General features: G+C 45.1%; 20 protein-coding genes. 4 read left to right on the forward strand and 16 right to left on the reverse strand.

The window, feature by feature from the left end; genetic code table 11:
- Both TBC1_RS06805 and TBC1_RS06810 read right to left on the reverse strand, forming a co-directional pair.
- A partial coding sequence (locus TBC1_RS06805; RefSeq protein WP_062040052.1) for a DUF11 domain-containing protein occupies window positions 1–3,437 on the reverse strand: 3,437 nt, incomplete at its 3' end.
- Window positions 3,438–3,462: 25 nt separating this feature from the next.
- Window positions 3,463–4,038, reverse strand: a complete 576-nt coding sequence (locus TBC1_RS06810) for a hypothetical protein (RefSeq protein WP_062040054.1) — start codon at window positions 4,036–4,038, stop codon at window positions 3,463–3,465.
- Window positions 4,039–4,708: 670 nt separating this feature from the next.
- Here TBC1_RS06810 and TBC1_RS06815 point away from each other — a divergent pair.
- Both TBC1_RS06815 and TBC1_RS06820 read left to right on the forward strand, forming a co-directional pair.
- The gene (locus TBC1_RS06815; protein ID WP_062040057.1) at window positions 4,709–5,422 is read left to right on the forward strand and encodes a response regulator transcription factor; all 714 of its coding nucleotides are present in this window, start codon (window positions 4,709–4,711) and stop codon (window positions 5,420–5,422) included.
- A 69-nt stretch (window positions 5,423–5,491) separates the two neighbouring features.
- Window positions 5,492–6,151, forward strand: a complete 660-nt coding sequence (locus TBC1_RS06820; protein WP_062040058.1) for a response regulator — start codon at window positions 5,492–5,494, stop codon at window positions 6,149–6,151.
- 38 nt (window positions 6,152–6,189) lie between these two features.
- Here the strand turns inward: TBC1_RS06820 and TBC1_RS06825 are convergent, their stop codons facing one another.
- The gene (locus TBC1_RS06825; RefSeq protein WP_062040060.1) at window positions 6,190–7,227 is read right to left on the reverse strand and encodes a heparan-alpha-glucosaminide N-acetyltransferase domain-containing protein; all 1,038 of its coding nucleotides are present in this window, start codon (window positions 7,225–7,227) and stop codon (window positions 6,190–6,192) included.
- A gap of 218 nt (window positions 7,228–7,445) precedes the next feature.
- Between TBC1_RS06825 and TBC1_RS06830 the strand changes: the two genes are divergently transcribed.
- Window positions 7,446–8,237: a T9SS type A sorting domain-containing protein gene (locus TBC1_RS06830; RefSeq protein ID WP_062040062.1), complete on the forward strand. Its 792-nt coding sequence runs from the start codon at window positions 7,446–7,448 to the stop codon at window positions 8,235–8,237.
- Window positions 8,238–8,294: 57 nt separating this feature from the next.
- On the opposite strand, the gene TBC1_RS06835 is transcribed toward TBC1_RS06830, so the two are convergent.
- Window positions 8,295–10,199: a 4Fe-4S binding protein gene (locus tag TBC1_RS06835; protein WP_062040064.1), complete on the reverse strand. Its 1,905-nt coding sequence runs from the start codon at window positions 10,197–10,199 to the stop codon at window positions 8,295–8,297.
- A gap of 169 nt (window positions 10,200–10,368) precedes the next feature.
- Here TBC1_RS06835 and TBC1_RS06840 point away from each other — a divergent pair, with 169 nt between their 5' ends.
- The gene (locus tag TBC1_RS06840; protein ID WP_062040066.1) at window positions 10,369–11,427 is read left to right on the forward strand and encodes an endonuclease/exonuclease/phosphatase family protein; all 1,059 of its coding nucleotides are present in this window, start codon (window positions 10,369–10,371) and stop codon (window positions 11,425–11,427) included.
- Window positions 11,428–11,462: 35 nt separating this feature from the next.
- On the opposite strand, the gene TBC1_RS06845 is transcribed toward TBC1_RS06840, so the two are convergent.
- The 12 genes from TBC1_RS06845 to TBC1_RS06900 all read right to left on the reverse strand — a co-directional run bounded on the left by TBC1_RS06845 (window position 11,463) and on the right by TBC1_RS06900 (window position 23,879).
- The gene (locus TBC1_RS06845) at window positions 11,463–13,577 is read right to left on the reverse strand and encodes a ComEC/Rec2 family competence protein (protein WP_062040068.1); all 2,115 of its coding nucleotides are present in this window, start codon (window positions 13,575–13,577) and stop codon (window positions 11,463–11,465) included.
- 43 nt (window positions 13,578–13,620) lie between these two features.
- Window positions 13,621–15,066 carry an IS4 family transposase gene (locus tag TBC1_RS06850; protein ID WP_062040070.1) on the reverse strand — a complete coding sequence of 482 codons (1,446 nt, stop codon included), beginning with the start codon at window positions 15,064–15,066 and terminating at the stop codon, window positions 13,621–13,623.
- A 511-nt stretch (window positions 15,067–15,577) separates the two neighbouring features.
- Entirely contained in the window at window positions 15,578–16,591 is a 1,014-nt protein-coding gene (locus TBC1_RS06855) for a tetratricopeptide repeat protein (RefSeq protein ID WP_062040072.1), read from the reverse strand.
- 43 nt (window positions 16,592–16,634) lie between these two features.
- Window positions 16,635–17,750, reverse strand: a complete 1,116-nt coding sequence (gene lpxB / locus TBC1_RS06860; protein WP_062040074.1) for a lipid-A-disaccharide synthase — start codon at window positions 17,748–17,750, stop codon at window positions 16,635–16,637.
- 63 nt (window positions 17,751–17,813) lie between these two features.
- Window positions 17,814–18,110, reverse strand: coding sequence for a hypothetical protein (locus TBC1_RS06865; RefSeq protein ID WP_062040076.1), 297 nt, complete (start codon window positions 18,108–18,110; stop codon window positions 17,814–17,816).
- 15 nt (window positions 18,111–18,125) lie between these two features.
- The gene (gene surE / locus TBC1_RS06870; RefSeq protein WP_062040078.1) at window positions 18,126–18,902 is read right to left on the reverse strand and encodes a 5'/3'-nucleotidase SurE; all 777 of its coding nucleotides are present in this window, start codon (window positions 18,900–18,902) and stop codon (window positions 18,126–18,128) included.
- Window positions 18,903–18,949: 47 nt separating this feature from the next.
- On the reverse strand, window positions 18,950–19,567 hold the full coding sequence (locus TBC1_RS06875) for a DUF502 domain-containing protein (RefSeq protein WP_062040079.1): 618 nt from the start codon (window positions 19,565–19,567) through the stop codon (window positions 18,950–18,952).
- Window positions 19,568–20,047: 480 nt separating this feature from the next.
- Window positions 20,048–20,683, reverse strand: coding sequence for an outer membrane protein (locus TBC1_RS06880; protein ID WP_062040081.1), 636 nt, complete (start codon window positions 20,681–20,683; stop codon window positions 20,048–20,050).
- 223 nt (window positions 20,684–20,906) lie between these two features.
- Window positions 20,907–21,503, reverse strand: a complete 597-nt coding sequence (locus TBC1_RS06885) for a Maf family nucleotide pyrophosphatase (RefSeq protein WP_062040083.1) — start codon at window positions 21,501–21,503, stop codon at window positions 20,907–20,909.
- Between the two features lie 64 nt (window positions 21,504–21,567).
- Window positions 21,568–22,533 carry a geranylgeranylglycerol-phosphate geranylgeranyltransferase gene (locus TBC1_RS06890; RefSeq protein WP_062040085.1) on the reverse strand — a complete coding sequence of 322 codons (966 nt, stop codon included), beginning with the start codon at window positions 22,531–22,533 and terminating at the stop codon, window positions 21,568–21,570.
- A 12-nt stretch (window positions 22,534–22,545) separates the two neighbouring features.
- Window positions 22,546–23,067 carry a KdsC family phosphatase gene (locus TBC1_RS06895; protein ID WP_062040087.1) on the reverse strand — a complete coding sequence of 174 codons (522 nt, stop codon included), beginning with the start codon at window positions 23,065–23,067 and terminating at the stop codon, window positions 22,546–22,548.
- Entirely contained in the window at window positions 23,064–23,879 is an 816-nt protein-coding gene (locus tag TBC1_RS06900) for a Rossmann-like and DUF2520 domain-containing protein (RefSeq protein WP_062040088.1), read from the reverse strand. Before TBC1_RS06900 ends, TBC1_RS06895 begins: the two co-directional genes overlap by 4 nt.
- Window positions 23,880–23,897 lie beyond the last annotated feature (18 nt).

The raw sequence follows: 23,897 nt of genomic DNA on the forward strand, positions 1-23,897 counted from the left end.
CCGCCTGTATTGCCGAAGCCGGCAACCCATGCGTCATAAGCATCCTCAATGGAAGCCAGTGTAGCACAAGGATCGGTGATATTAACAGCAGGAGCACAGGTAACAACAAGATCAACATCAGGAGCCACAACAAAGGTCGAAGTGCACTGATCATCTTCGCAGTCACCATCTACCATGTAGGTGAACGACAGGTTAGCACCTATACATTCAACATTGGCAGGCAGCTGAGGTATCTGACCGATATTGGTGGTTACATTGCAGCCGCCTGTATTGCCGAAGCCGGCAACCCATGCGTCATAAGCATCCTCAATGGAAGCCAGTGTAGCACAAGGATCGGTGATATTAACAGCAGGAGCACAGGTAACAACAAGATCAACATCAGGAGCCACAACAAAGGTCGAAGTGCACTGATCGCTGGAGCAGTCATCGCTGGCGGTATAAATAAAGCTCAGGTTAACGCCGTCGCAGAAGTCTGCAGGCAGTGTCGGGACCTGGGCAATGTTGCTTGTAGCACCGCAACCACCGGTGAAGCTGAAGCCGGCAGCCCATGAAGTATAGGCAGCCTGGATATCAACGGCAGGTGTACATGCGGGCAGGTTAACCGGTTCAGCGCAGGTAACTTCAACCTCTGGAGCCACCACACTCACCTCCTTCTCACACGTCCTGCTGCAATCAAAACTGTTGGTCACCGTCAGGTTCAGGGTAAATGACTGGTTACATCCAGAACCGGCTGTTACGCTGACTGTCTGGGCATTGTCAGCACCAACGATGGTTGCATTTCCGGTAACCGACCATGCATAGGAACTCATGCCGGCCGGAGCCGAGTAAACCAGGCCGGTAGTCAGCGGACAGACCGGACCATCCGGACCTGTGATCAGGCAGTCAGGACGGGGGTGAACGGTAACCGTAATGGGAACCCTGGGCCCTACGCAACTGGTTGACACCCCTTCAGCTACCCAGTAATTGGTTATACCGGGCGTGGCCGTTGAAGGCGTTATGCTCAGCTGAGAGCTACCTCCTGTTGATGTTGTGTAATAATATAAAGTATATTCCGGGTCTGTCGGTGTTGCTGTCAGTGGCACAGCGGTATCATCCTGACAGTATTCAGGATTTACCGGGTCAGGAGATGTATCTATGCTGGTCACCGTAATCGTGAATTCGTAATAGCAATCCGTGATACCGGGAGGTACAGCATAATACGTAATAGTTCCGGGGGTTGCCGGGAAAGGATTTCCGATGGTATATTCGGTCGAGCCTTCATCGGGTGGATACTCATTGTAGAACCTTGATCCTGCCGGAAAATTCCCAAGTACTTCGGTAACGGGGATAACCCCTCCGGGGAAATTGCAATAGGCAAAATCAGGGATTGCCGGGGTTCCCTGACAATTCTGGTTCACATAGTCTGCTGCATCAATCAGCACGTTTACAGGATCGTAAATGGGCTCTCCTTCACACTCGCCGATGGTTGTATAACCCTGTATAAAAGGAACTTCAGAAACTTCAATAAGGGAGGTGGCCCCGGTTCCTTCTATAATTCCATCCACAGTCACCGCAACCTCACAGTTGGCATTGCTGAGGATTACACAGTTTGTTGTTACCTGAAGCGTATAGGTAAGGGTGGCGAGCAGGTCATCCGGATCGGCCGGAAGCGGAAGAGTACCCAAATCCCATACAATTGAACCGGTTGCGCCTGCTCCTGCATCATAGATAGGGGCGGAATTTCCAACCGGGGTATAGGTGAAGCTGGCCGAACTGCTTACATAGGATGCGGAATAAGGCATCGGAATGACCACCTGGGCATTGTTGATGGGTTCCGTTCCCTTGTTTCTGACTTCAAGCTGATAAACAATGGTCTGCCCCGGCAAAGCCTGCATCCCGGGGGTATAAGGCATCCCGTTTATTGAGGCAAGGGTATTGAGGCCTTCGGGTTCCGGCCGGTAGGCATCCACTGCCATGGCTATACAAAATATAATGTAGGTATCCTGCGTTGAGCCATATCTGAACGTGGTTGAGTTCTGATTATTGGTAATAATGCTGTTTCCCGTGTTCGGGATTGCAAACATGGAAATATCCATCCCCGTATTGTTCAGCAGGTTCGGATTGCGGGCATTGCCCCCGGTAAAGATGGAGCTGTTGAAGAAATTATTGGTTGCATTGCCTGCATGACTGAGCGAAACCCAGTTGCTGGCCTGGTTGATGATCTGAAAATAGTCGCCGGGAATACTTACATCCCCTTCGCCGGCCATCATCCCCATTTTCATATTTACATCCCCGCTTTGGGTAGTACTGAAACCGGAAACAGGAAGGTCATAGCTCACAGTTGTATTCCCTTCAACGTAAGCGTGTCCGTCAAACAGGGTGATGTCACGCCAGCCCATTTTCGAATTCTCGTAAATGACCACCAGACCCCAGCCACCGTAAAATCCGGTTGCTGTGCCATTCCCTTCGCGCAGCGCAATATTGCCGACTGTGTATTCTCCGGGCCCATGCTGTACTACATAATCTGTGACTTCAGCATAAGCAGAGTACATATTACCATCGGTATTGCTCGGGTAATAAATATCTGCTGAATTAGCGGTTACATCGAGATAAGAGCCGGAAGCATGCTTCAGTTTAACCGCCAGCTTATTTAATCCAAAACTCGGAAGCGTAATATTTGCCCAAAAATCATCATCAATGGTATTATTTATATAAGTTTTTCTTAGACTATTCACAGTAATTGTGCTGCCTCCGGTGGTGATTACATAGCCTGTATTAAAAGTAACAAGCACCCAATTATCCCCACTTGTACCTGAACTAGATGTATAAGGCACATTTGTTGGCGAACCACTTCCAACCTGAACTGTCAAAGATGTTACACTAGCGCTTGAGGTAGTAAAAACAAAAACTACAGGATCTCCAGTAACAGGCTGAAAAGTATAAGTAGCAATACGTGAAGTAGATCCGGTCTGAGTAATCGTCAATGTATAATCACTGATTACTTGCGAATTATAATAATCGGCAGGAGTGCCACCTACCGTAAAAGTATTCGGACTGCTCCCTCCGTCATGAGCCCTTCCTGTCCAGTAGAGTCCGGCATAGATGATATTTGAGCATAACGGGTTTGCACCGTTTTCTGTTGACAAAGCAAGGGTTGCAGCAGAAGAATTAACGGTTGCCGGGTCACCGTCAACATCCACGTACCGCATGTCATTTTGACTGTTGGGTTCGTTATCGTCATATTCTACAAGTGTCATGTTGGTGTTCCCGATCATGGTAAAGTCGCCTCTGACGTTGTAAATGGTTTTGGTCGGTGTATAAACGGAAGTCCTGGGTTCAAAATCCACCCTTACCTGGGCAAAAGCAGACTGTAACATCAATCCTGTGAGCATCAACAACACGATGACACCCACCATCGTATTCACGCAGGTGAATACAGAATTCAAGATCTTTTTCATGGCTTTTGGTTTTTATGTTGTTGAATCAGGAAGGAATTGAGACTTTATAAAGTATCATCATCACCCCATCACCTTGCCCCGAGAGCATAGGACTCAGGCGATTCTCGACACAGGTGCGGCTCTGGTTGAATTCAGGGCACACGTCGAAAGTGCAGAGGAAATAGATGTATTTCAGCTGTGTAAAAGCCGTGAGCCGGGTGAGATCTACCTGTGCACCCAGCTCCGCAGGGCTGGTCACCCTGATAATGATCAGTTCAACGCCGGAATATGCCGGCAGCGGCTGGTAAAGATTCGAGATGGATGCGGCATCGCACTTCACCCTTAACGGATAGTCTCCTCCATAATAAGTGAACTCGCCTTTGGTGATGTAAAGGGTTGGATGCAGGTCCGCAACAAGACTTTGGAGATGTTGCCCCTCATCTACAATGGCTGTATTGGGCGAGGCCAGCATGGTTGCAATCTGTCTGTCAAGTTGCAGCAGCGTCTGGGCTTGCAGCCCTACTGTCAATAGCAGCAAGATAAACCCCAAAAGCCATGCTGCGCCGGATAAGCCATAAGCGCGTTCAGCCCGGGGTTGCCGGGATGTGTTCAGATTTTTCATAACGGTGTTGTTTTGGCATTAAAAATTGTGGTTATAATTGGTTATTCTTTAGTACAAACACGATATCAATAACTTAAAAGCATCAGGCTGGCATTCCTGATACTTCCTGAAACAAGCAGCATTATTCTCTTCGTTCCAAACAGGCAGAAGAAAACCCAAAACAATCTTTCATCCATACATCCGGCAATACGATGGCCAGATACATTCACATAGATGAAGAAAGTACATCTCCTCCGGAAATTCTGCCCGGAAATTGCAGTTGGGGTTTGAAAAAGTAATACCTGAATTGAAGGTTTCCTGTCAGGCCAGTTTAGTTTAGCATTTCAAGTACCTGAAGCATATTATATATGTAGCAGGATCAGATAGTACATGCAGAAATCTTGCATCAGGATGAATGCATCAGATCATAAAATTCCCATAAATTACCCTAAATATTTGCTTTCCTGAATCTTGACGAAAGATAACTCATTTATTTAAAATACGATAGGGTAAAAAAGTATATTTCTATGTACGTTAAATTACGCAGCAAACAATTGCATTTCACATTAAATTGAATTATATTTGTTATTTCATACTATAAATCAATTAAGTAAATTACGCGACAGGGAATGCGTAATCTTATCGTATCATACGATGAACGCTTAATCAGGAAATAACCGGCCAGGGCATAATGGGATCATTGAAAAAAATTTTCATCGTTGATGATGATGCAGTGATAAGAACCGGATTAAACGGGATTATCCGGCATACAGGACTATTTGAGATTTCCGGGGAAGCATCAAATGGTGAAGAATTTTTACAGAAGCTTGCTGATATTGAAACTGAAATTGTACTGCTTGACCTGCTTATGCCGGGGCTTCACGGGCCTGAAGTTGCACGCAGGGCATTGGAAATCAAACCGTCTCTTAAAATTCTCATATGCAGCGCTGAAGCATCACAGGAAGAATTATACCAGTTGCTTGACATCGGCATTTTTGGCTTTATTCTTAAAACAGAAGGGTTCGACCAGACCATCAGGGCATTGACCAACGCAGCCAACGGAATACCTTATTTTTCTCCCGAGTTGGTGGGCCATGCAGTAAATCTCAGCAGAAATAAAGCAAAGCCTGTTCAATTCTCTCGCCGCGAAACCGAAATCCTCGAATTATTTTGCAAAGGTTACAGCCTGCATGAGATCGCATTAAAACTCTATATCAGTTCCCGGACTGTTGAAAAGCACCGCTCCAATATGCTGTCGAAAGCTAAAAAAAGCTCAACCCTTGATCTGGTGCTGTTCGCATTAAAAAATCAGATTATTGCGCCGGAAAAAATTGCCTACAGGACTGCAACGCACAGACACTATCTGAATGGCGAAAAACAGACTGATCTCTTTTCCGGAGCCTGAAAAGTCCCGCTTAATGAATGTAAATAAAAGTTCTATACATTAAAACCCTGTCCATAAAAACCATACCGGATGATCGCCCCTTTCCGAATATACATTTCTGATCCGCATGTCATTTTCCGTGAGGGAATTAAAAAGATTATCAATGAAAATCATGCGTATGTCATTGCCGGGGAGTCAGACAACTGGAGCAATACGGATGCTTTTTTTCAAACATCGGGAGCCGATTTGCTGATGATTTTCACCATTCCGCTGAAAACGGGTATTGAAGGTGCCCTTTTACTGAGGCAGAAACATCCGGATCTGAAATGCGTGCTGCTCACAAACACCTCCAGGCATCCCGACCTTTTTACAGCCATGGACAAAGGCTTTTCCGGTATCATACATAAAGCCACTTCGGAAAAAGAACTTCTTCATGCGCTGGAGATTATCCGCACCGGTTCTGCTTACACATCCCCCGAAATTTACACCTACCTGTCGAAAAGAAGAGCTAGCTATGCGCCAGTTGATGATAATCCCGTGAACAGTATATGGACAGAAAAAGAGATCAGGATCCTTAATTATATAGGAAAGGGTTACCATAACGATGAGATTTCAAGGTTAATGAATCTGAAAATCCGCACCATAGAAGGACACAAAGCGAGAATGATCGAAAAAGCCGGAGTCCCCAATACTTTAAACCTGATCCTTTTTGCACTGAAGAACAAGTTGTTGAGCATCGATGATTTATAAACTGAAGCTAACTAAAGCAGCACAGTCTGTTACCTGATTCAGCCCAGATATCTGAAGGCTGACCGTTTTGACCAGAGCCAGACCAGCAGGCTGGTGGCCGCGGTGATTAAAATAAAGGACATTATCAGGGCTGGCACCTGAACGCTTTTATACAGCAGTGTGGCAGTATTTCCGATTAACAGCCACTGGATTACATAAAATGAAGTCACATGCCTCCCGATCCACCTCAGATACTTTAGCGGTGGCAAATCTCCTGCCCGGGAAACGATCATACTGAAAATCAGGATTAAAAGAAGCAGAAAACTAACGGCCCACAATGCAAATATAATTCCGTGGTGATAAAAGGTTTCAAGGTGCGTTGAAACAGAAAAACCATACTGAAAAGTAATGAGGATCATTGCCAGCAATACGGTAGCAGCTATCAGCTTTTGTTTCAGTGATAAAAGAGACAAATTGAATTCTTCATAAATCAGATAAAAGACAAATCCGAAGACGGGATAAGCCAGCCAGGGTAAAACAGGAAAATAAGACCACCAGGCAAGGCCATAGAAATATGAAAGCACATAAGTCACGCATGGTTGAGCTCCGTCAATAGACGGCAGATATTTGCCGGCTGCAGCTGCAATAACGGCAACAACCAGCCATGCTGCAATCCGGTTCTTCAGAAAGATTCTTAAAACTGCGATAATAATTACACTTAAACCAGCCAGGAAAAGGATGTCCACCCCAAAGAGATAAGGCAAAGGGTCAATGGCAGAAGTTCCGTTGAAAATTCTCAGGAAAAGATGAAGATTCATGCCGATATTCAGCAGAAAGCCCCAGCCAATCAGTTTCAGCCCCCTTAAGGTCTGCCTGCCGAAACCGGCCTGACTGGCGCCAACAAACCAGCCCATCACCGCCATAAACAAAGGCGCTGCAGGAACACCACCCAGAAAAAGCGAAATCCTTCCGGCCAGGTTTTCCGAAAATTCACTGACAGCAAACAACTCAGTAAGATGAACCTGGATCATCAGCAGAACAGCGACTCCTTTCAGCAAATCGGGCAAAGCCATCCGGGCCGGTATTTTACTTTTCATAATCTGAAATTATTCCCAATATTTCAGCAATTCAGTTATTTATAAGTAGCGCTTGAAAAAGCAAACATACCTTAAATAGAAACACCAATCCGTTTCAATTAAAATCTTATAAGATATTGTATGAATAACATAACCGTGCTGAGGCAGGTTCGCATAAATTTGCCGCAATCATTTATTGAGTGAGCCATATTCATTACCTAAAAACTTCCTTCAGAAACATGAGAAGAAATCTCCTGATCCTTATTCAGACTTTGCTGACAATTAATCTCTTCGCTCAGATTACTCTTGAAAACACTTATAACTATTCCGGGACTTATACCCACCTGCAACATTCCGGCGACAAGTTTTTTCTGATGGATATCGGACAGAACCAATGCAGGATTTACAATACTGACCACAGTTTGTGGAAAACGATTAACCTGAATGTACCCGCCGGTAATTACCTTTACGACATCAGATATGTGAGTGAAAACCTGTTTACCACAGACAATGCACTATGCCTGGCTTATGTTTATTACTACTATGACGAAATAAACCAGTATTATACCTTTACGGCAAAAATCATCCGGGAAAACGGCACCGAACTGCTCAGTATTCCGGGATGCCAGACATTCAGCATTTACACCACTGATAATGGCGTTACGAAGCTGCTTGCCTACAGCTATGACTACTCACTCCTGCTGTACACAACCACCACAAGAGTTTACAATCTACCCGGACAACTTACCGGGACAGATATAAATCAGGAAGATCAAAACGAAACCTACTTTCGTCCTTTTCCGAACCCGGCTTCTTCCCGGATTACGGTTCCGATCCGTTTGCCGGAAGGAAATCCGGACGGTGTGGTGCATCTGATGAATGCTGCAGGAAAAGAAATACGAACTTATAATGTTTCAGGGACACAACCGGAATTAACCATTCCAACCGACGATCTGCCTGCCGGCATTTACTTCTGCACGATTGAATCGGGAAATGTATATTCAGCAGCTCAAAAAATCATCGTGAGATAACCTTAAGTGCCAGTAATCACCCATCACTTTTTGAGTTGACGGACAATCCCGGAATATTCAGAATTTATAGGGATTTTTAAATGTCTGTGAACTCCCGTCGCTCAGGTGCACCTTTAGCTCAGGTTCATTCAGTTGCCTGATTATTTCATCCCTGCCGGTCATCTCAGGTATATAAACCAGACCCAGCACAAAACCGGCATCTGAAGGGATTACCTCAAACTTCACCACACCACGGTTGTTGCTGATGTGACTGAGCAGGTACCAGGGCATATCTGCCAGCAAAGGATCGGCTGCGGCTGAAAAAGGAAGCAAAACATCAGCTGTTTGGGTTGAATCATAATTTTCGAAGCCATTGAAAGTCAGTACTACCGGCTCATACATTTTCCCGAGATAATCCTTCATGTTCAGCGCACCCTTCGGTTCAACCGAAGCCACCTTAAAGCCGGTGATTGCTTCACGGGGATCTCCGTCGACTTCCCACTTAACCTTTTTTTCTTCAATTATCCTGCTGATCTCATCAGTGGAAACAAGAGTGGAATCAAAATAAACCAGGGTGTGAACCGGTTCACCGAACATGGTTTCGAAAGCCAGGATGCCCGGTTGCTGCGATGCCTTGATGGCCAGCAGCCCGGCATCGGAAGGATCGAAAAATTTATCCACGGCAAATTCGGCCATAGCCACCCGGCTGATATTTTGAGCCGGAGCTGCGATCACCCTTGAAACAGGCGTAAATATAAATTCTTTGATCGCTGTTTCGCTTGTAACAGCCGGATCATAATAAATTTTCACGCTGTTGTCTGACACAAATGCTTCCACACCCAGCACGCCGGGCAATTCCCTCATATGATTGGCAAACGACATGGAACTGCCAAAACATTTCACACTTTTAATCCCCGACTGCCGGTAGACAGCGGCAGTCTCCATTTGTTCCGCGCTGCCCCATTTCTCGCTGATGGTGGGAATATCTGTAACCGAAGCAAATGCAAAACCAAATGCCACAAGCGCTACAGTTGCCGCTGCCGGCAACCAGTTGATTTTTCGGTTGCTGAACTGCAGGGTTTCCGGTTCCGGACAGCTTGTTACGCAATCGCCGCACAAATGACAGTCAATATGCTGAACCTTCGGGATATCAGAAATCTTTATTGCCATTGGACAGGCTTTATCGCAAAGGCGGCAGGAGGTGCAGGTGTCAGCATTACGAGTGACTTTTACAACCGGAAATATTCCAAACTTCAGGCGGGTGGTTTCAAGAATTACACCTGCCAGACAGAGCGCGCCCAGCAACCATATCCAACCAATGGAAAGCCCTAAACCGGCGGTCAGAACAGCATAAAGAGCAACAATTCCGAGAAATACAAAACCAAAACTAAAAATATTGGATGCGGCACTGAGCGGACAAATGTATTTACACCAGAACTGCCTCACAAAGAAGGAACCGGGGATGGCTAGCAAAAGTGCCATCACAGCATAACTTATCACTACATCGGAGCTAAAACCCGAAAAAATTGCATAATACGGATCAAATGTCTTGCAGAAAAGTTCGCTGCTGCTTACCGAAAAGTAAAAGGTAATAAAGAGCAGGGCATATTTCAGCAAACGAAGCAAGCGGTCTGCAATTCCGGAAATTATAATATTCATTTTAAGCCGCTTTCCCTGTTTGCTGAGCCATTCGGTAAAAGTTCCTATGGGGCAGATGTAACTGCAGAAAAGCTTACTGAACAGGAATATGCCGGCAAGCAAGGCAAGTCCCATGGCAATCTGGGTGGTCGTCATGGAACAGGCCAGAGAATTATTAGCCAGAAATGACGACAATGCCTGCAATCCGCCGAACGGGCAATATGCTTCAAAATCTGCCACATACGACCTGTCAACAAATGGCCTCACAAGCATGTAAGCCAGCAAAGCAACAATTATCCACTGAAGGGTGAGCCGGTAATAATTCTTTTTCCTGGTGCGTGCCATTTCCCGTTAGCATTTGGTTTGCGGGTCAAAAATAATGAGTTAAGAAGATGATTTTGCACAATTGCCTTATTCATACTCAGTTTAAACAAGCGAAAGAACATGCTTCACGCAGTTGCACGAAAGAACTGAACTCAAAAATATTTAAGTTTGTAAGTGAAACAACCATGTCATGTTCAACCTGCAAAATCAATCAACCGGATATTTTATATCAATCGCATTCATTCTGTTGTTCCCGCTTTTTGCTTTATCCCAGGAAAAAGAACATAAACCTGAAGAATTCAGGATTATGTTCTACAATGTTGAGAACCTGTTTGACCCATTTGACGACTCCCTGAAAAATGACGATGAATTCCTCCCCGGTGGCATGCGCGCCTGGACGTGGAAGAAATTCGAGAAAAAGCTGCAACACACCGCTAAAGTCATCATCAGTGCAGGTGGCTGGAGGCCGCCTGAAATCATTGGCTTCTGTGAAGTCGAAAACCGGTTTTCATTGATTCAGCTGCTTAAAAGAACACCGCTTGAGCGTTTTGGCTATCAGATAGTGCATGAAGAATCGCCCGACGCCAGGGGCATTGATGTGGCACTGATCTACCGTCCCGACAGGGTTAGGCATCTGTATCATAAAGCCATACCTGTTATTTTTGAAGGAGACAGCGCCGGGGCTACCCGCGACATCCTGTATATGAAAGGACTTGTGGGCGGAAAGGATACCTTGCACCTGTTTATCAACCACTGGCCGTCAAAATACGGCGGGGCAACGGCTACGATTACGCGCAGGCGTGATGCAGCGCTTACCCTCAGGGCAGCGGTGGACTCCCTTCAGCAAAAAGACAGCACCGCATTAATAGTAATTACCGGGGATTTCAACGATCAGCCTTCGGATGAAAGTGTTTTGGTGCATCTTGATGCAAAAGACCGGCAGCAGGACGGTCACGGATTTTATCTGCTCAACCTGATGCATCCGCTCATGGGCAAGTGGGATACCGGCACGCACAAATTCAGGGAAGAATGGAGCATCATAGATCAGTTTATTGTTTCCTCTCCCCTGCTTTTAAAAATAAAAGGCCTAAGGCTGGGTGAGAAAAGGGCCGAAATCCTGCGCCTTCCTTTCCTGCTTGAAGAAGACAGGGCCCACAACGGCACGAAACCTTACAGGACCTACAACGGGATGCGCTACCAGGGAGGATTCAGCGACCATCTTCCCATCATGCTCCATCTTGAATTCTGAAACACAAAAGCATAAAGCGATGCGCGTACTGATTATCAGGGCAAGGATAAAATCCATGCTCCTTTATCCTTAACGGGATGAAACTTCACCCCGGCTTTTTCAAAACCGTCTTTCCAATCCATTGTCCTGCGATAGGCATTTGATGCATCGGCAATAAACTCAGCCCCGGGGAAATAAGCAGTCAGGTCATCGGCATTGAGTTTCGCATTTGAAGTAAGGATCACATAATCCACATTTATTGCCCGGCCCCGGGGTGGTTTAATGAATCCGCCTGATATAACCGCAAACCGGGATCCGCTAAATCTTAAAAATCCATTTTTATAAAAATATACCTGATCTCCGGCAGGGGTTTCTGCATCAAATCCAACCAACACCGGAGGGCTGAGTCCGGATTTAATCCTGAAGCCTTCGAGGGGATAGTTTAGCATACCAGGTTCGCTGATAACGGCAGAATCAGCCAGTATGCTGTGTGTTCTTCCCATCACCAGGCTGATTGCAGAATGCCGGTTCAGGCTGTGCACAATCAACATTTGCTGCCTGGCCCGCAGCACGTTAACCCTCGCGTAATCGGCAGCCAGCAAAAGCACGGTGGCAAGTGCGATGCTGAACCATATCCTTTTGTTGCTCAGGTATAAAGCAAGCAGGGCAAGAATCAGCATGTACAGCAATAATGCTGAGAATCCTGAAAGAAACAGGTTCCGGCTGACCGCTCCCGGCAAATCTTCAATCATTGCAATCACCCAATTCAGGGACTTAACTTCGGTAACAAGTACAAATGCGGCAATCTTTCCGAAAGCCGGCAGCAGGGAAAAGAAAAGGAATATGACTCCGGTATAGATCAGTATACCGGCAAACGGAATAACCAACAGGTTGGTTAAGAGAAAATAGTTGGGGAACTGGTGAAAATACATTACCGACAGCGGGCCGGTAGCAAGCTGTGCAGCCAACGAAACCAGGAGGATATCCCACAAATATTTAAGCACTTTGGACTGAGGTGCCCAGATCTTCTTTAAGTGGGGCTGAAAGGTTACAATTCCGATAACGGCCGCATAGGAAAGTTGAAATCCGACTTCGAAAAGCATGGCCGGATTCAGGATAAGAAGGAAAAATGCCGATGCGGCCAGTGTATTGTAAATGTGCGATTTTCTGCTGAGCGCGTTGCCCACCGTTACCAGCGAAAACATCAGGGAGGCACGCATCACTGAAGGAGCCAAACCGGTAATCAGGGCATACAGCCAGATAACCAGAATAATCATCAGCGGCTTCAGCACTTTTCCTTTCTTTCTTCTGCCAAGAAAGAAAAAAAACTTGTCGGCCATCAGGAATACGATTCCCACGTGCAGTCCGGAAACACACAGGATATGCATAGCACCGGCTCCTGAGAACTCACGCCGCTGTTCAGGATCCAGGCGGTCGTCGTATCCGATCATCAGGGCGGCGGCCACGGCAAACTCCCTGCCGCCAATCCCGTATTGGGAGAATACCTGCAAAAACCCATCCCGCACATTAAAAGCCAGTGCCCTCAGCCAATGCCCCTTATTCCCTTTTGACACACTATAAGCTGCCCGCTTAAGATAAACCTGATGGTAAATGGCTTTGTTTGCGAGATATCCTGCATAATCAAACTCCCCGGGGTTGGCGGGCGGGGTCACCCTGACAGGTGGGGTCGAGAATATAATGCGGTCACCATATTTCAATCCGGAAACTACTGTATCCTTCGAAAAATATACCATTACCCTGCCTTTACAGCTCCTTGCATCCTGAACCTGATAAATCCTGTCGATATTAACAATTGCACGGAATGAATTAGCCCTTTCAGACGGAGGTTCAGCCAGTATTCCGGAAAAAATTGCCTTTTCATCATTCAATAATCCGGAGAAATGATCAGACGAATTGAGTTCATGATGCAGTGATGCCAATTGAAAACCCAGCATGACAAAAACCAGATTCAACAGCAAACCAAATACCCAGCGGCTGCCATAACCCGTAATGATTCTGCCGGATAATCCTGCCATTATCAGTAAAAGCGACAGAATCGCAATAGTGTAAATTGACAGGTTCAACCATTCAGACAGGTAACGATGCAGCAATATGCCGGAAATCAGGGGCAGTACAATTCTGACAAATGGGAATCCGGGCCAGATCTTCACCTAAACATAGATTAATTATATCTTTAACTTTCGCAAGCTCAGTTTACCCTGCTTGCAGTAGGGCTTTGTAATTTGTTAGTTTTGTAATTCTTTGATTATCAGATATTAGCTTCTCCATTAACAAATCAGTGTCAATTTCGATCAGTTCGGCTAAATCAGCTAGCACGTCTACGATTAATTGCCACAGTCTTTCTGCCAGAGTAAGTTGTATTGTTTCGGCGTTTGTGCTACGGAACATTTCGCCCAGCGATTCGTAATCAGTAAACTGTTTAGCAACCGAAAGCAAGTTATATTGTAGCATACAAATAGTTGTGCTTGCTATTTGGGCATCAAAATCCTGCGACTGGCATTTTCCAAGCCCCAGGTATTGCTTGCTTTCCTTGAAGAAAACTTCTATAGACCATCGGATGGCGTAAATTTTGTAAGCTTGCTCAAAGCCCAATTCCTGGTTTGTGGTTAACAATACATTCCATTTGCCTTTGCGGGAGGTCTTACAGAAGAAGAGCTTTACCTGTATGCCATTAAAGTCAACCAAGGCTTCGCTATAGTAACACTTTAATTGCTTTGAGCGTTTCAATTTTTTTTGCTTGCGCAAGCAATCGATGATTTCTTTAGATGTAAGCTTTTTCCCGTTAAACAAATACCTCGTTTTTCCCATTTTAGCCATGCCAAGCAGATGACAACCGAATCGGCGTGAGGAAACGAACTTAACAAGTGCATAGCAGGTAAACCAACTATCAACCAACATATAATCAAACCGAAGCCCTTGTCCAATGGCAGTGCGTACCATCTCTATCATGTTGTCGATCTTGGTCGTAAAATACTCCTGCTTCCGTATGCTGCCTGGTGAACTTTTGTCACGGCGTTTTGAATAGCGGGCTTTCATTTGTTTTGTTGAAAGTCCATAAGGCTTTTTCTTGTTTTTCCCCTCTTCTCCATGTAATGAAAAGTCCATTGCAAAAAAGCTTTTCCCATCGTGATAGCCCAAAAACAAACCCTTGAATGCCAATACGCTTTTCTGGGTTACATGAGAAAATACCTTGCCTATCAGCTCCATGCGTCTTCCCGTTTTTGGCAGGTCAGTATCATCAACTATCAGGCAACTTGGTAACTCACCACTACTTTCATTATTCTTGTCAATTGTCTTGCCTATAAGTTGCATGGTTAGCTTATAGGATATCTTACGCCAAGGTATATTATAATCGTTCAGCAAACGGTAAAAAACATCCTTGCCACACCTAAAAGCTGGATAAAGGCTTGATTGCCCATAATTCCAGGCGTCTTTTACTTCAAAAAAAGGAAACATCACAACCAACAATAATTTGTTGATGTTTTTATGCTTGTTGTTGCATTTGCTTGCTAAGCCCAAATGCTTTTCTGATAATGTCAAAGAACTTAAAATCGTAAGAACTGTATAAATTGCCTTTTCACTTGAAGTAAAAAAGTCTTTTACCTCTGAAACGATTGTTGTACTTTTGTTTGGCAGCATATTTTATTTTGTTTGTTTGGCAAAACAAAGTTATTGATTATCAATAACATGACAAAATAATTATGCTGCTTTTTATCTCATTCCCAAGGATTTATTGAACTTGCGAAAGTTGAATTATATGACAAAATAATTATGCTGCTTTTTATCTCATTCCCAAGGATTTATTGAACTTGCGAAAGTTGAATTATATCTTTATAAATAATTATAATAATACGAGTTATAAAGATATATAAAATAATCACGCAAAGCAAGGGGTTGCAAATAATTTGCAACCCCTCCGATCCGATAAGTAAATAATTATAAGTATTTCACACGCATGAAATACTCCTGACAATAGAAAAGCCGGGGACAACAACGGCAAATTTCCGGCTAAAAAGGCAAAATAAGTGATTTCACGTCCGCGTTGTATTAAAAACGGTAGTGCTTAACAGCAGAAACAGCAGGCATCAGCAGGTAACCATAAAGGCAACCATTAATAAAACTATCTGAACCGACCCGGATAAACAGCGGGTTAATTACAATACTTTGCCAGCACCTGCCCTGCAGTTTTATGCCCCAACGAAACCGCCTTTTTCCAGTCTTCGCAGGCTTCTTGCTGTTTTCCCGTTCTCTGATAAGCAAATGCACGGTTGTAATATGCATCAGTATTACCGGGCTGAAGGGTAATGGCCTGAGTATAATCATCAGCAGCATCAGTGAATCTTTCAAGCATGAATCTGCAATTGCCCCGGTTTGTGTAAGCCTGGCTGTAACCGGGATCCAGTTCCAGGGCACGTGTAAGCGCCTGATCTGCTTCAGCAAATCTCTTTAATGCAGCCAGGGAGGTTCCTTTATTAAACCAGGCAAGTGCATGATCCGGAACTTTATCAATTACCTGATTATAAATGGCAATCGCATCTTCATGCTTTCCGGTATTGGCCAATGCCACACCTTTAAAATTAAAAGCATCGGTGAAGTGAGGAGCGCGTACAATGGTTGAATCAAAGTCAGCGATTGCAGCCGCATACTGTTTTATTTCGTTGTACATCTGCCCGCGGTAATAAAAGTAAGGCGCCTGTGAAGGCCTGATCTCTATGGCTTTGGAAAAATCCTGATCGGCGCCCGCATAATCTTTCAACTCCCATTTGGCTTTTCCGCGGTAAAAATACGCATCCGGATTCCTTTCATGAATCTCAATGGATTTCGTAAACTCCCTGATGGCACCCTGCAGGTCTCCGGCAGCGGCAAGGCTTACCCCCTTGCGACGCTCTTCAGCCCCTTTCCCTTTAAAAACGATTGCCTCAAACATCTGAGCATCCTTGTTCTCCGGAGATTTCAGCGAGGGTTTGCCGGATTCAATTCCCGGCTGCAAGGGTATGCGGTCAAAACCACCTTCTTCCTGTTTAACGGTGGTTGTGTCCGGTTGCTGAGCCATCGCCAGACTGTCAGCTGAAGTTGCCTGTTGCTTTCCCTTACTTCCGCTACAGGCGGATAAGAGCACCAATACCAGAAAACAAACACTTATAACACTGTTAATCAATTTCATACAATTAAATATTTAGCGCACAAATTTAGGGTATTCATTTGAATTATTCAGATTCTGCCAAACGGAGCCTTAAAAACACTTCGATTGTTGCCGCAGCCCTGGCGGAAGCCCCCGGCCCGCCCAGCTTCTGTCGCAAATCATCAAAGTCATTAACGATCGCCGTCTTGCGTCCTTTATCATACAGTAAAAGCCTGAGTTCCTTTTCAAGGTTATCCGTTGAAAGATCCTGCTGTATCAGCTCCTTCACCACTTCCCGGTCCATGATTAAATTTACCAGAGAGATGAATTTAACTTTTACAAGCCTTTTTGCGATCATATAAGAGATCGCCCCGCCTTTGTAGCATACCACTTCAGGAGTACCAATCAGGGCAGTTTCCAGCGTTGCTGTGCCTGAAGTAACCAGGGCGGCGGAAGATTGCTTCAACAGATCGTAGGTACGTCCTTTCAGAACGGTGACTTTTTGCTTTCCGGCAAGTTTTGCATAAAATTTATCATCTACCGAGCAGACTCCGGCAATGATAAAATCCACTTCCGGAAACCGGGGAACCACTTTAAGCATTTCCGGTAAAACAGCCCTGATTTCCTGCTTTCGGCTGCCAGGCAACAGTGCAACCACAGGCCGGTTTGCTTGCTGAGTTACCGGACTAAAGGATTTACCGGACAATGCATCAAGCAGCGGATGCCCTACAAACTCAGCTTCAACCCCATGTTCTGAGTAGAATTTATTCTCAAAAGGAAGGATAACCAGCATTTTATCGACCACCCTCCGGATGGTTTTCACGCGGGATTGCTTCCAGGCCCAGACCTGGGGTGAGATATAATATACCACAGGTATACCTTTCTGATGGAGAAATCCGGCAATACGCAGATTGAACCCCGGATAATCAACGAGTATCACCCCATCAGGACGATAATTCATGATATCCTGTTTACAAAAAGTCAGATTCCGGACAATGGTACCAAGATTTAAAAGCACCTCGGTAAATCCCATAAATGCCAGATCCCGGTAATGTTTCACGATCACGGCTCCCTGCTGCTGCATCAGGTCACCTCCCCAGCAACGGAAGTCCGCCTGCGTATCTTTCAGCTTCAGTTCCCTGATCAGGTTAGAGGCATGAAGATCTCCCGAGGCTTCACCGGCAATAATATAATATTTCATGATCTGTCAGTTTGTCGATGGGAAACAGGCGAAAACCGGACGAAGCTGGCGGCTGTAACCAAATCAGAAGAAATAAATGCTGAAATCACCACCTTCAACAAGCACAAAATAGAGGATTATTGACACAAAAACGATCAGCAGGGCCCCCATTCCGGCTTTGTCAAACCTTAGTTTCCGCAGGTACCAGCGCATCAGTAACACCCCGGGCAGAAATGCCAGCAGCAGTAGTTTATTCTCAGGTCCGCTGAGTGACAACAAACGGTAAACCGGTGGCCCGGCAAGTATGACAACAGCAGCAGATGCCAACGTCAACAACAATGAAGCCAGCATGCCAATGAAGAAATTATTGTTTTTCCACATATCCTTCCGGAAGGGTCAGTTTAGATTTCCTGTTTCCCAGTCCCTGAGCAAAGGTATGGTTTTATGCGATGTAAGGTCGAAGTGCACCGGCACCACTGAAACATAATTATTTTTCAGCGCCCATTCGTCGGTATCCAACCCTTCGTCTCGGTTACGGAATACGCCGGTCAGCCAGAAATAGTCCCGCTCATGCGGATCTTTCCGGTGCTCAAACTTTTCATCCCAGAATGCCATGGCCTGGCGTACAATTTTTATTCCTTTAATCGGCGAACCGTTAACAGCCGGAATATTGACGTTCAGACAGGTATACTCAGGCAGTCCTTTCTCAAGCACATTGCCTGCAATTGATAAAATATAGGGCTCACATTTGCTGAAATCTGCGTGAAATGAATAGTCATTCAGGGAGAACCCGATGGAAGGAATATTTTCCATTGCTCCTTCAAGCACTGCCGCCATGGTTCCTGAATAAATCACATTCACCGATGAATTTGAGCCATGATTGATTCCCGATACAATCAGATCAGGATTTCGTCCGAGTATCGCTTTCTGTCCTAATTTCACACAGTCGGCAGGCGTCCCGTTGCAAGAGTACTCAATATGTCCCGGTTCCTCTTTCAGTTTATTTACACGCAACGGCGAAGTGATGGTGACAGCATGTCCCATGCCCGACATGGGTTTATCCGGGGCAACAACCAGCACATCACCGAGTTGCTTCATAACTCCGATCAGGGCGCGGAGACCCGGCGCATGAATCCCGTCATCATTGGTAATGAAAATCAAAGGCTTATTCATTATTTTCAGATTACTTAATTTATAAACTTAATTGTCCGCCAGTTGGTTCATTCAGTTTGCCTGAGACTCTTGTTTTCCAGGCTTGTAACGCCGGCGGTTACAATAAATTTCATCACTTCAGCCGGCGGCGCATTGAGCGGTGTGATATTCTCAACCGGCACAATAAACAGGTTGCCCGAAAAATTGTAAGAGTGAGGCAGATAAACGGCAACCTTTGTTTCCGGAATCCCCAGCATGGATAAATCCTTCTGGGTGATAAATCCCATTTTTTCCAGATTTGCTTCCCTGCTGACCTTAACCAGCACCGGTTCGGTAAACCTGCGCTCTTTACCGACAAATGCTGACATAAAATCCTTGATCGAGGTATAGATGATCTTTACGAGGGGCGCCTGGCTGATCAGCTTGTCAAGGTATGACAACAGGGGTTTAAAAACAATTGAAGAACCCAGAAATCCTATCAGGGTAATCATGGCAAGGATAACCACCAAACCAAGCCCGGGGATTCTGAAACCAAGAATATTAAAAATTACATCAGTCAGTATCCCATCAATAAAAGTAAATGATACGACAATGATGTAAATAGTCAGTGCTACCGGAGCTGTAAATAACAACCCCTGCAGAAACCATGTCAGCAGTTTTTTTGAAACCCTGTTCTGATTCTTCATGTAAATAGCTGTTAGCAATATACAAACCTGAATGTTACCGGAATTTCCGGATGGAAGTGCAAAGTTAGGCAATGATCGCATGTGAATGCTAAAACAGTGGAAGGCATCCAGCTAAAAGATCAACAAATAATTGATAAGAAGAAACAGTGATAGAAAAATCCTGACTCTTTTGGCAATAGCCAGTAAATGGAAATCCACACGTGTTAACTCACAATTCCGATCACACCCGAAGGTGCAGGCGTCTAACGGTTTTTCAGCCTGATTAATTCCGCCGTGGTGATTCAGAAATCAAAAGTCAGGGATATTAGCCTGCATCAAACAACTTTGTTTTTATATACACTTTTCGGAATTCAGCACCGGACTCCTATATGAAACCATAAAACCAATGCATGTAACAACAAGAAATAAAATAAACCAGCAGTCAATTTAAGGCAAACTGCTGGTTTACAATGATCTGAACAAACAGTTAAGGCAAAGCAATTATTGGCCCAATGAAACTACAATGCCAAGATTAAACTGGACAAAGCCATAGATATACTTATAATCTGTATCGCGGGATACTTCATCTTCATAAGTATATTTTTCAGTATCATTGCCATATCCGAGATAAACATCAAAACCCACCCTGTCATTTACAAAATAAGTAGCTCCGACACCCAACCGATAGCCAAACAAAGAACTTTTATCATCCTGTGAATCACCCTCGCCCGGAATCCAACGCTCCTTATAGGAACCTATGCCAACTGCAGCCTGTGCGTAAGGCCATAAACCATCCAGGTCTGTGATGTAATACCGGACAAATGGACCAACAATAAATGAAGAGTAAACTGATTTGTCATCATCCTCAGGGTCTTTCCAACTTTCACGCGATAATTCAATCAAAAGCCCTACCGGTAATTTATCAATGACAAAATACCCGACCTGAGGTTCAAAGGTCAATCGTGTAAACTTGTAACTGTCGCTGGTTGTGCTTCCGGATTTGTATTTTTCCTTACCGGAATCAAAGCTCAGCCTGCTTGAGCCATTGAGAAGCCATTTACCTTTTTCTGTCTGCGCCTGCGCAACCATCAGATTGCCGGCGAGTAAAACCGCAATTAAAAACAGGATCTTTTTCATGGCGTTGTTTTTTTTCGGTTAATAACCAGTTAACTAACAAATGTAGTGAATTCCAAACATTTTGTCAAGTTAAATATTTAACCGTGAGGGCGCGCGGAAAACGCCGTAAAAATCTAAACCCGTATGTGAATGTAAAAGGGCAGGATATATTTCAGGCAATCCCGGATTAAGGTAAGCTGTAACTTCGGAAAAAGCCGGAAAATCTCCGGGCAGCCACTGCCAGTTATTGATTTTGAATAAACTGCTTCAGTTCACAATACAACCTCTGTACAGGCAGGCCCATCACATTGAAATAAGAACCTTCTATTCTTTCAACGCCGATGTAACCGATCCACTCCTGAATACCATAAGCACCGGCCTTATCGAGCGGTTTATAGTGTTTGACATAATAGTCAATTTCATCGGGCTCCAGCCACCTGAAGAATACCTCCGTATTAACAAAGAAGGAATGCATCCGATCGCGGGTTCTGAGGCATACTCCGGTAGCTACCGTATGTCGTTTGCCCGATAATTTCCGAAGCATAATCTTTGCGTCCTGCTCATCAAGCGGCTTACCGATACACTCCCCGTCAAGCCAGACGATCGTATCCGCGGTAATCAGCAGGGTGTTGGCCGGCAATGCATGCATATCGAAAGCCAGCGCCTTTTCCCTGCTAACATGAAGGGCAATCTCTTCACATAACAGATTCTCAGGGTAGTTCTCTTCCGTTTCAATCACCTGCACCTCGAATTTAAACCCGGTCTCCGACAGCAGGAACTGTCTTCGGGGCGACCGGGAGGCGAGGATAAAATGGAAGCCGGAATTATTGAGATCAATCATATTCGGATTTCAGAATTTGTTTTATTTATAAGTTCAACGTAACCAATGTATTGACCACATCTCATTAAAGGGACATAGCCAGCGGCTGCAATCCCAGCACTCCGGCAAGCATAAGCAACTTCAGCAGGTTGCTGATCAGGTGAAAGTCGGATTTATCAGTGGCCGGTATGATCCGGTAACAGATAAAAAGCAAGGGAATAAATACCACTGCCGCAAAGTAAACGGCCGGCAAAATCATCCCAGCTGAATGCAGCTTCAGGACAGCGGTAACGACAAGCATCCCGGTAAAAAGTCCCGTTACGAGCGCAATAATTTTTGCTGACTTTATTCCATGAACGACCGCCAGGGTATTGCATCCGGTCAGCTGATCCCCTTTTACATCTTCCATATCTTTAATAATTTCGCGCATCAGGCTGATCAGGAAGGCAAAAATTGCATAAACAAAGAAATACCGGCTGATCATTTTCATATTTCCATAGATCGCAATGAACTGATCCGGTTGTTGCCTGAGCATATAGAATTCGAATAACCAAACTATCAGGACAACCATAGCCGACATAAATGCCACCGCTAGATTTCCCCATAAAACCGTCTTTTTGTACCTTACCGAATAGAGCCACAACAGGATTATAATCATCAAAAAAATAAAGGCGAGTTTCAGTGAACCGGCTTTCCAGGCCAGAAAAACGCCTGCAACCAATGCAACGACGTTCAGGGCAATGTGATAAATGATCGCCCTGCGTTGCCGGATACTTCTGCCAAGCACCTGTGAATCCGGGTGATTCACGGCATCTGTTCTCAGATCAAAATAGTCATTGATGACATACCCTGCAGCTGCAATCAACACAGTTGTAAACACCAGTATGGCAAATAAGTAATTGCTCATAGCCGGCGCCAGCCCTTCGGCATCGTATATACGGCCGATTATAGCATACCTTAACAGGTACTGTGTAATTATAATGATAATCAGGTTGGGCCAGCGGATAAGTCTGATAAAGGGCAGAAGCCCCTGACTGAATAATTTATTCATTACAATGTTTTATTACCAGTGAAATGCGTTTCCATTCATCCACTTTCCCTGGATCTTCATCACCTGTTCGATGATATCCCTTACACATCCCTCTCCCCCATTGAAGTGAGAGATGTAACGGCTGATCTTTCTGATTTCCTCTGCGGCATCTGCCGGGCAAACCGGCATGCCAACCCTGAGCATAACCTGGTAGTCCGGAATATCATCCCCCATATACAATACTTCTTTCGGAGACACTCCAACGCGTTGGATATATTCTTCAAAGACCCTGATCTTATTTTCTACACCAAGAAAAACATCCGTAAGTTTCAGCGCGTTGCAGCGGTGGCGCATTGATTCGGAATATCCGCCCGAAATCACGGCCACCCGGTAACCACTCTTGATGGCCAGCTGAAGGGCATACCCATCCTTCACATGTCCGGTCCTGAGCTGATCGCCCGAGTTGGTAATCAGCACCACACCGTTGGTCAGGACCCCATCGTAATCAAAAATAAAAGTGGTGACCCCTGTGAGATCTTCCTTGTAATTTGTCATAAAATATCTGGTGATTTCTTTTCTTTTTCAAATTGCTCAATACTCTCGCTGAGTATCTTATAAATTCTCTGAAATGATGGCTGCCCTTCAAGCAACTGAAGATGCCGCTGCATTGTTGTCAGATCTCCCCTTACAGCCGGCCCTGTCTGCAACAGCAGAGGATCGGTGTCACCCAGTCTCATGGCTGTTTCCCTGATCAAAGGCAGCAATATATCCTCCTCAATACCCGACTGCTTCAATATGCGGGAAGCAATGACATACAGATGGTTAGGGAAATTACATACAAACACTGCAGACAAGTGTAACAATGCCCTGCTTTCAGAATCAATTACCCGCACGTCACCGGATATCGCAGCAGCTACCTGCCTTAATAATGTCTCTGTTTCAGGTGAATTTGCCTCAATACAAACGGGCACTTTTATGATTTCAGGGGCACTGAACCTGCTGAATGTCTGGAGCGGATAAAACACTCCGGCTTTGCTGAAGTGCTGAGAAATGGTTGAAAGTGGGCAGGTTCCCGAAGTATGGGCAACCAAACCGTTAAAGCTGCCTGCATTCTTAAGTTCAGCAACAAACTCACCGATAGACTGATCGGGAATTGCCAATAACAGCAGATCGGTGGTATCATCAAGGGTACATGGGTCGGTTGATGCTATGGCTCCGGTTATTCCGGCCAATGACTGCGCATGCGCTGCAGTATGGCTGACGATATGCCGGATGCGAAAGCCTGCACCAAGCAGTGCCGGAGCCAGGTGGTTTGCCACATTTCCGGCTCCGGCGAATGAGATGTTTCTGATTCTGTTTCCTGCCATCGCGGTGTAAAGATACAA

The sequence above is a fragment of the Lentimicrobium saccharophilum genome, assembly GCF_001192835.1.
GTDB classification, from domain to species: Bacteria; Bacteroidota; Bacteroidia; order Bacteroidales; family Lentimicrobiaceae; genus Lentimicrobium; species Lentimicrobium saccharophilum.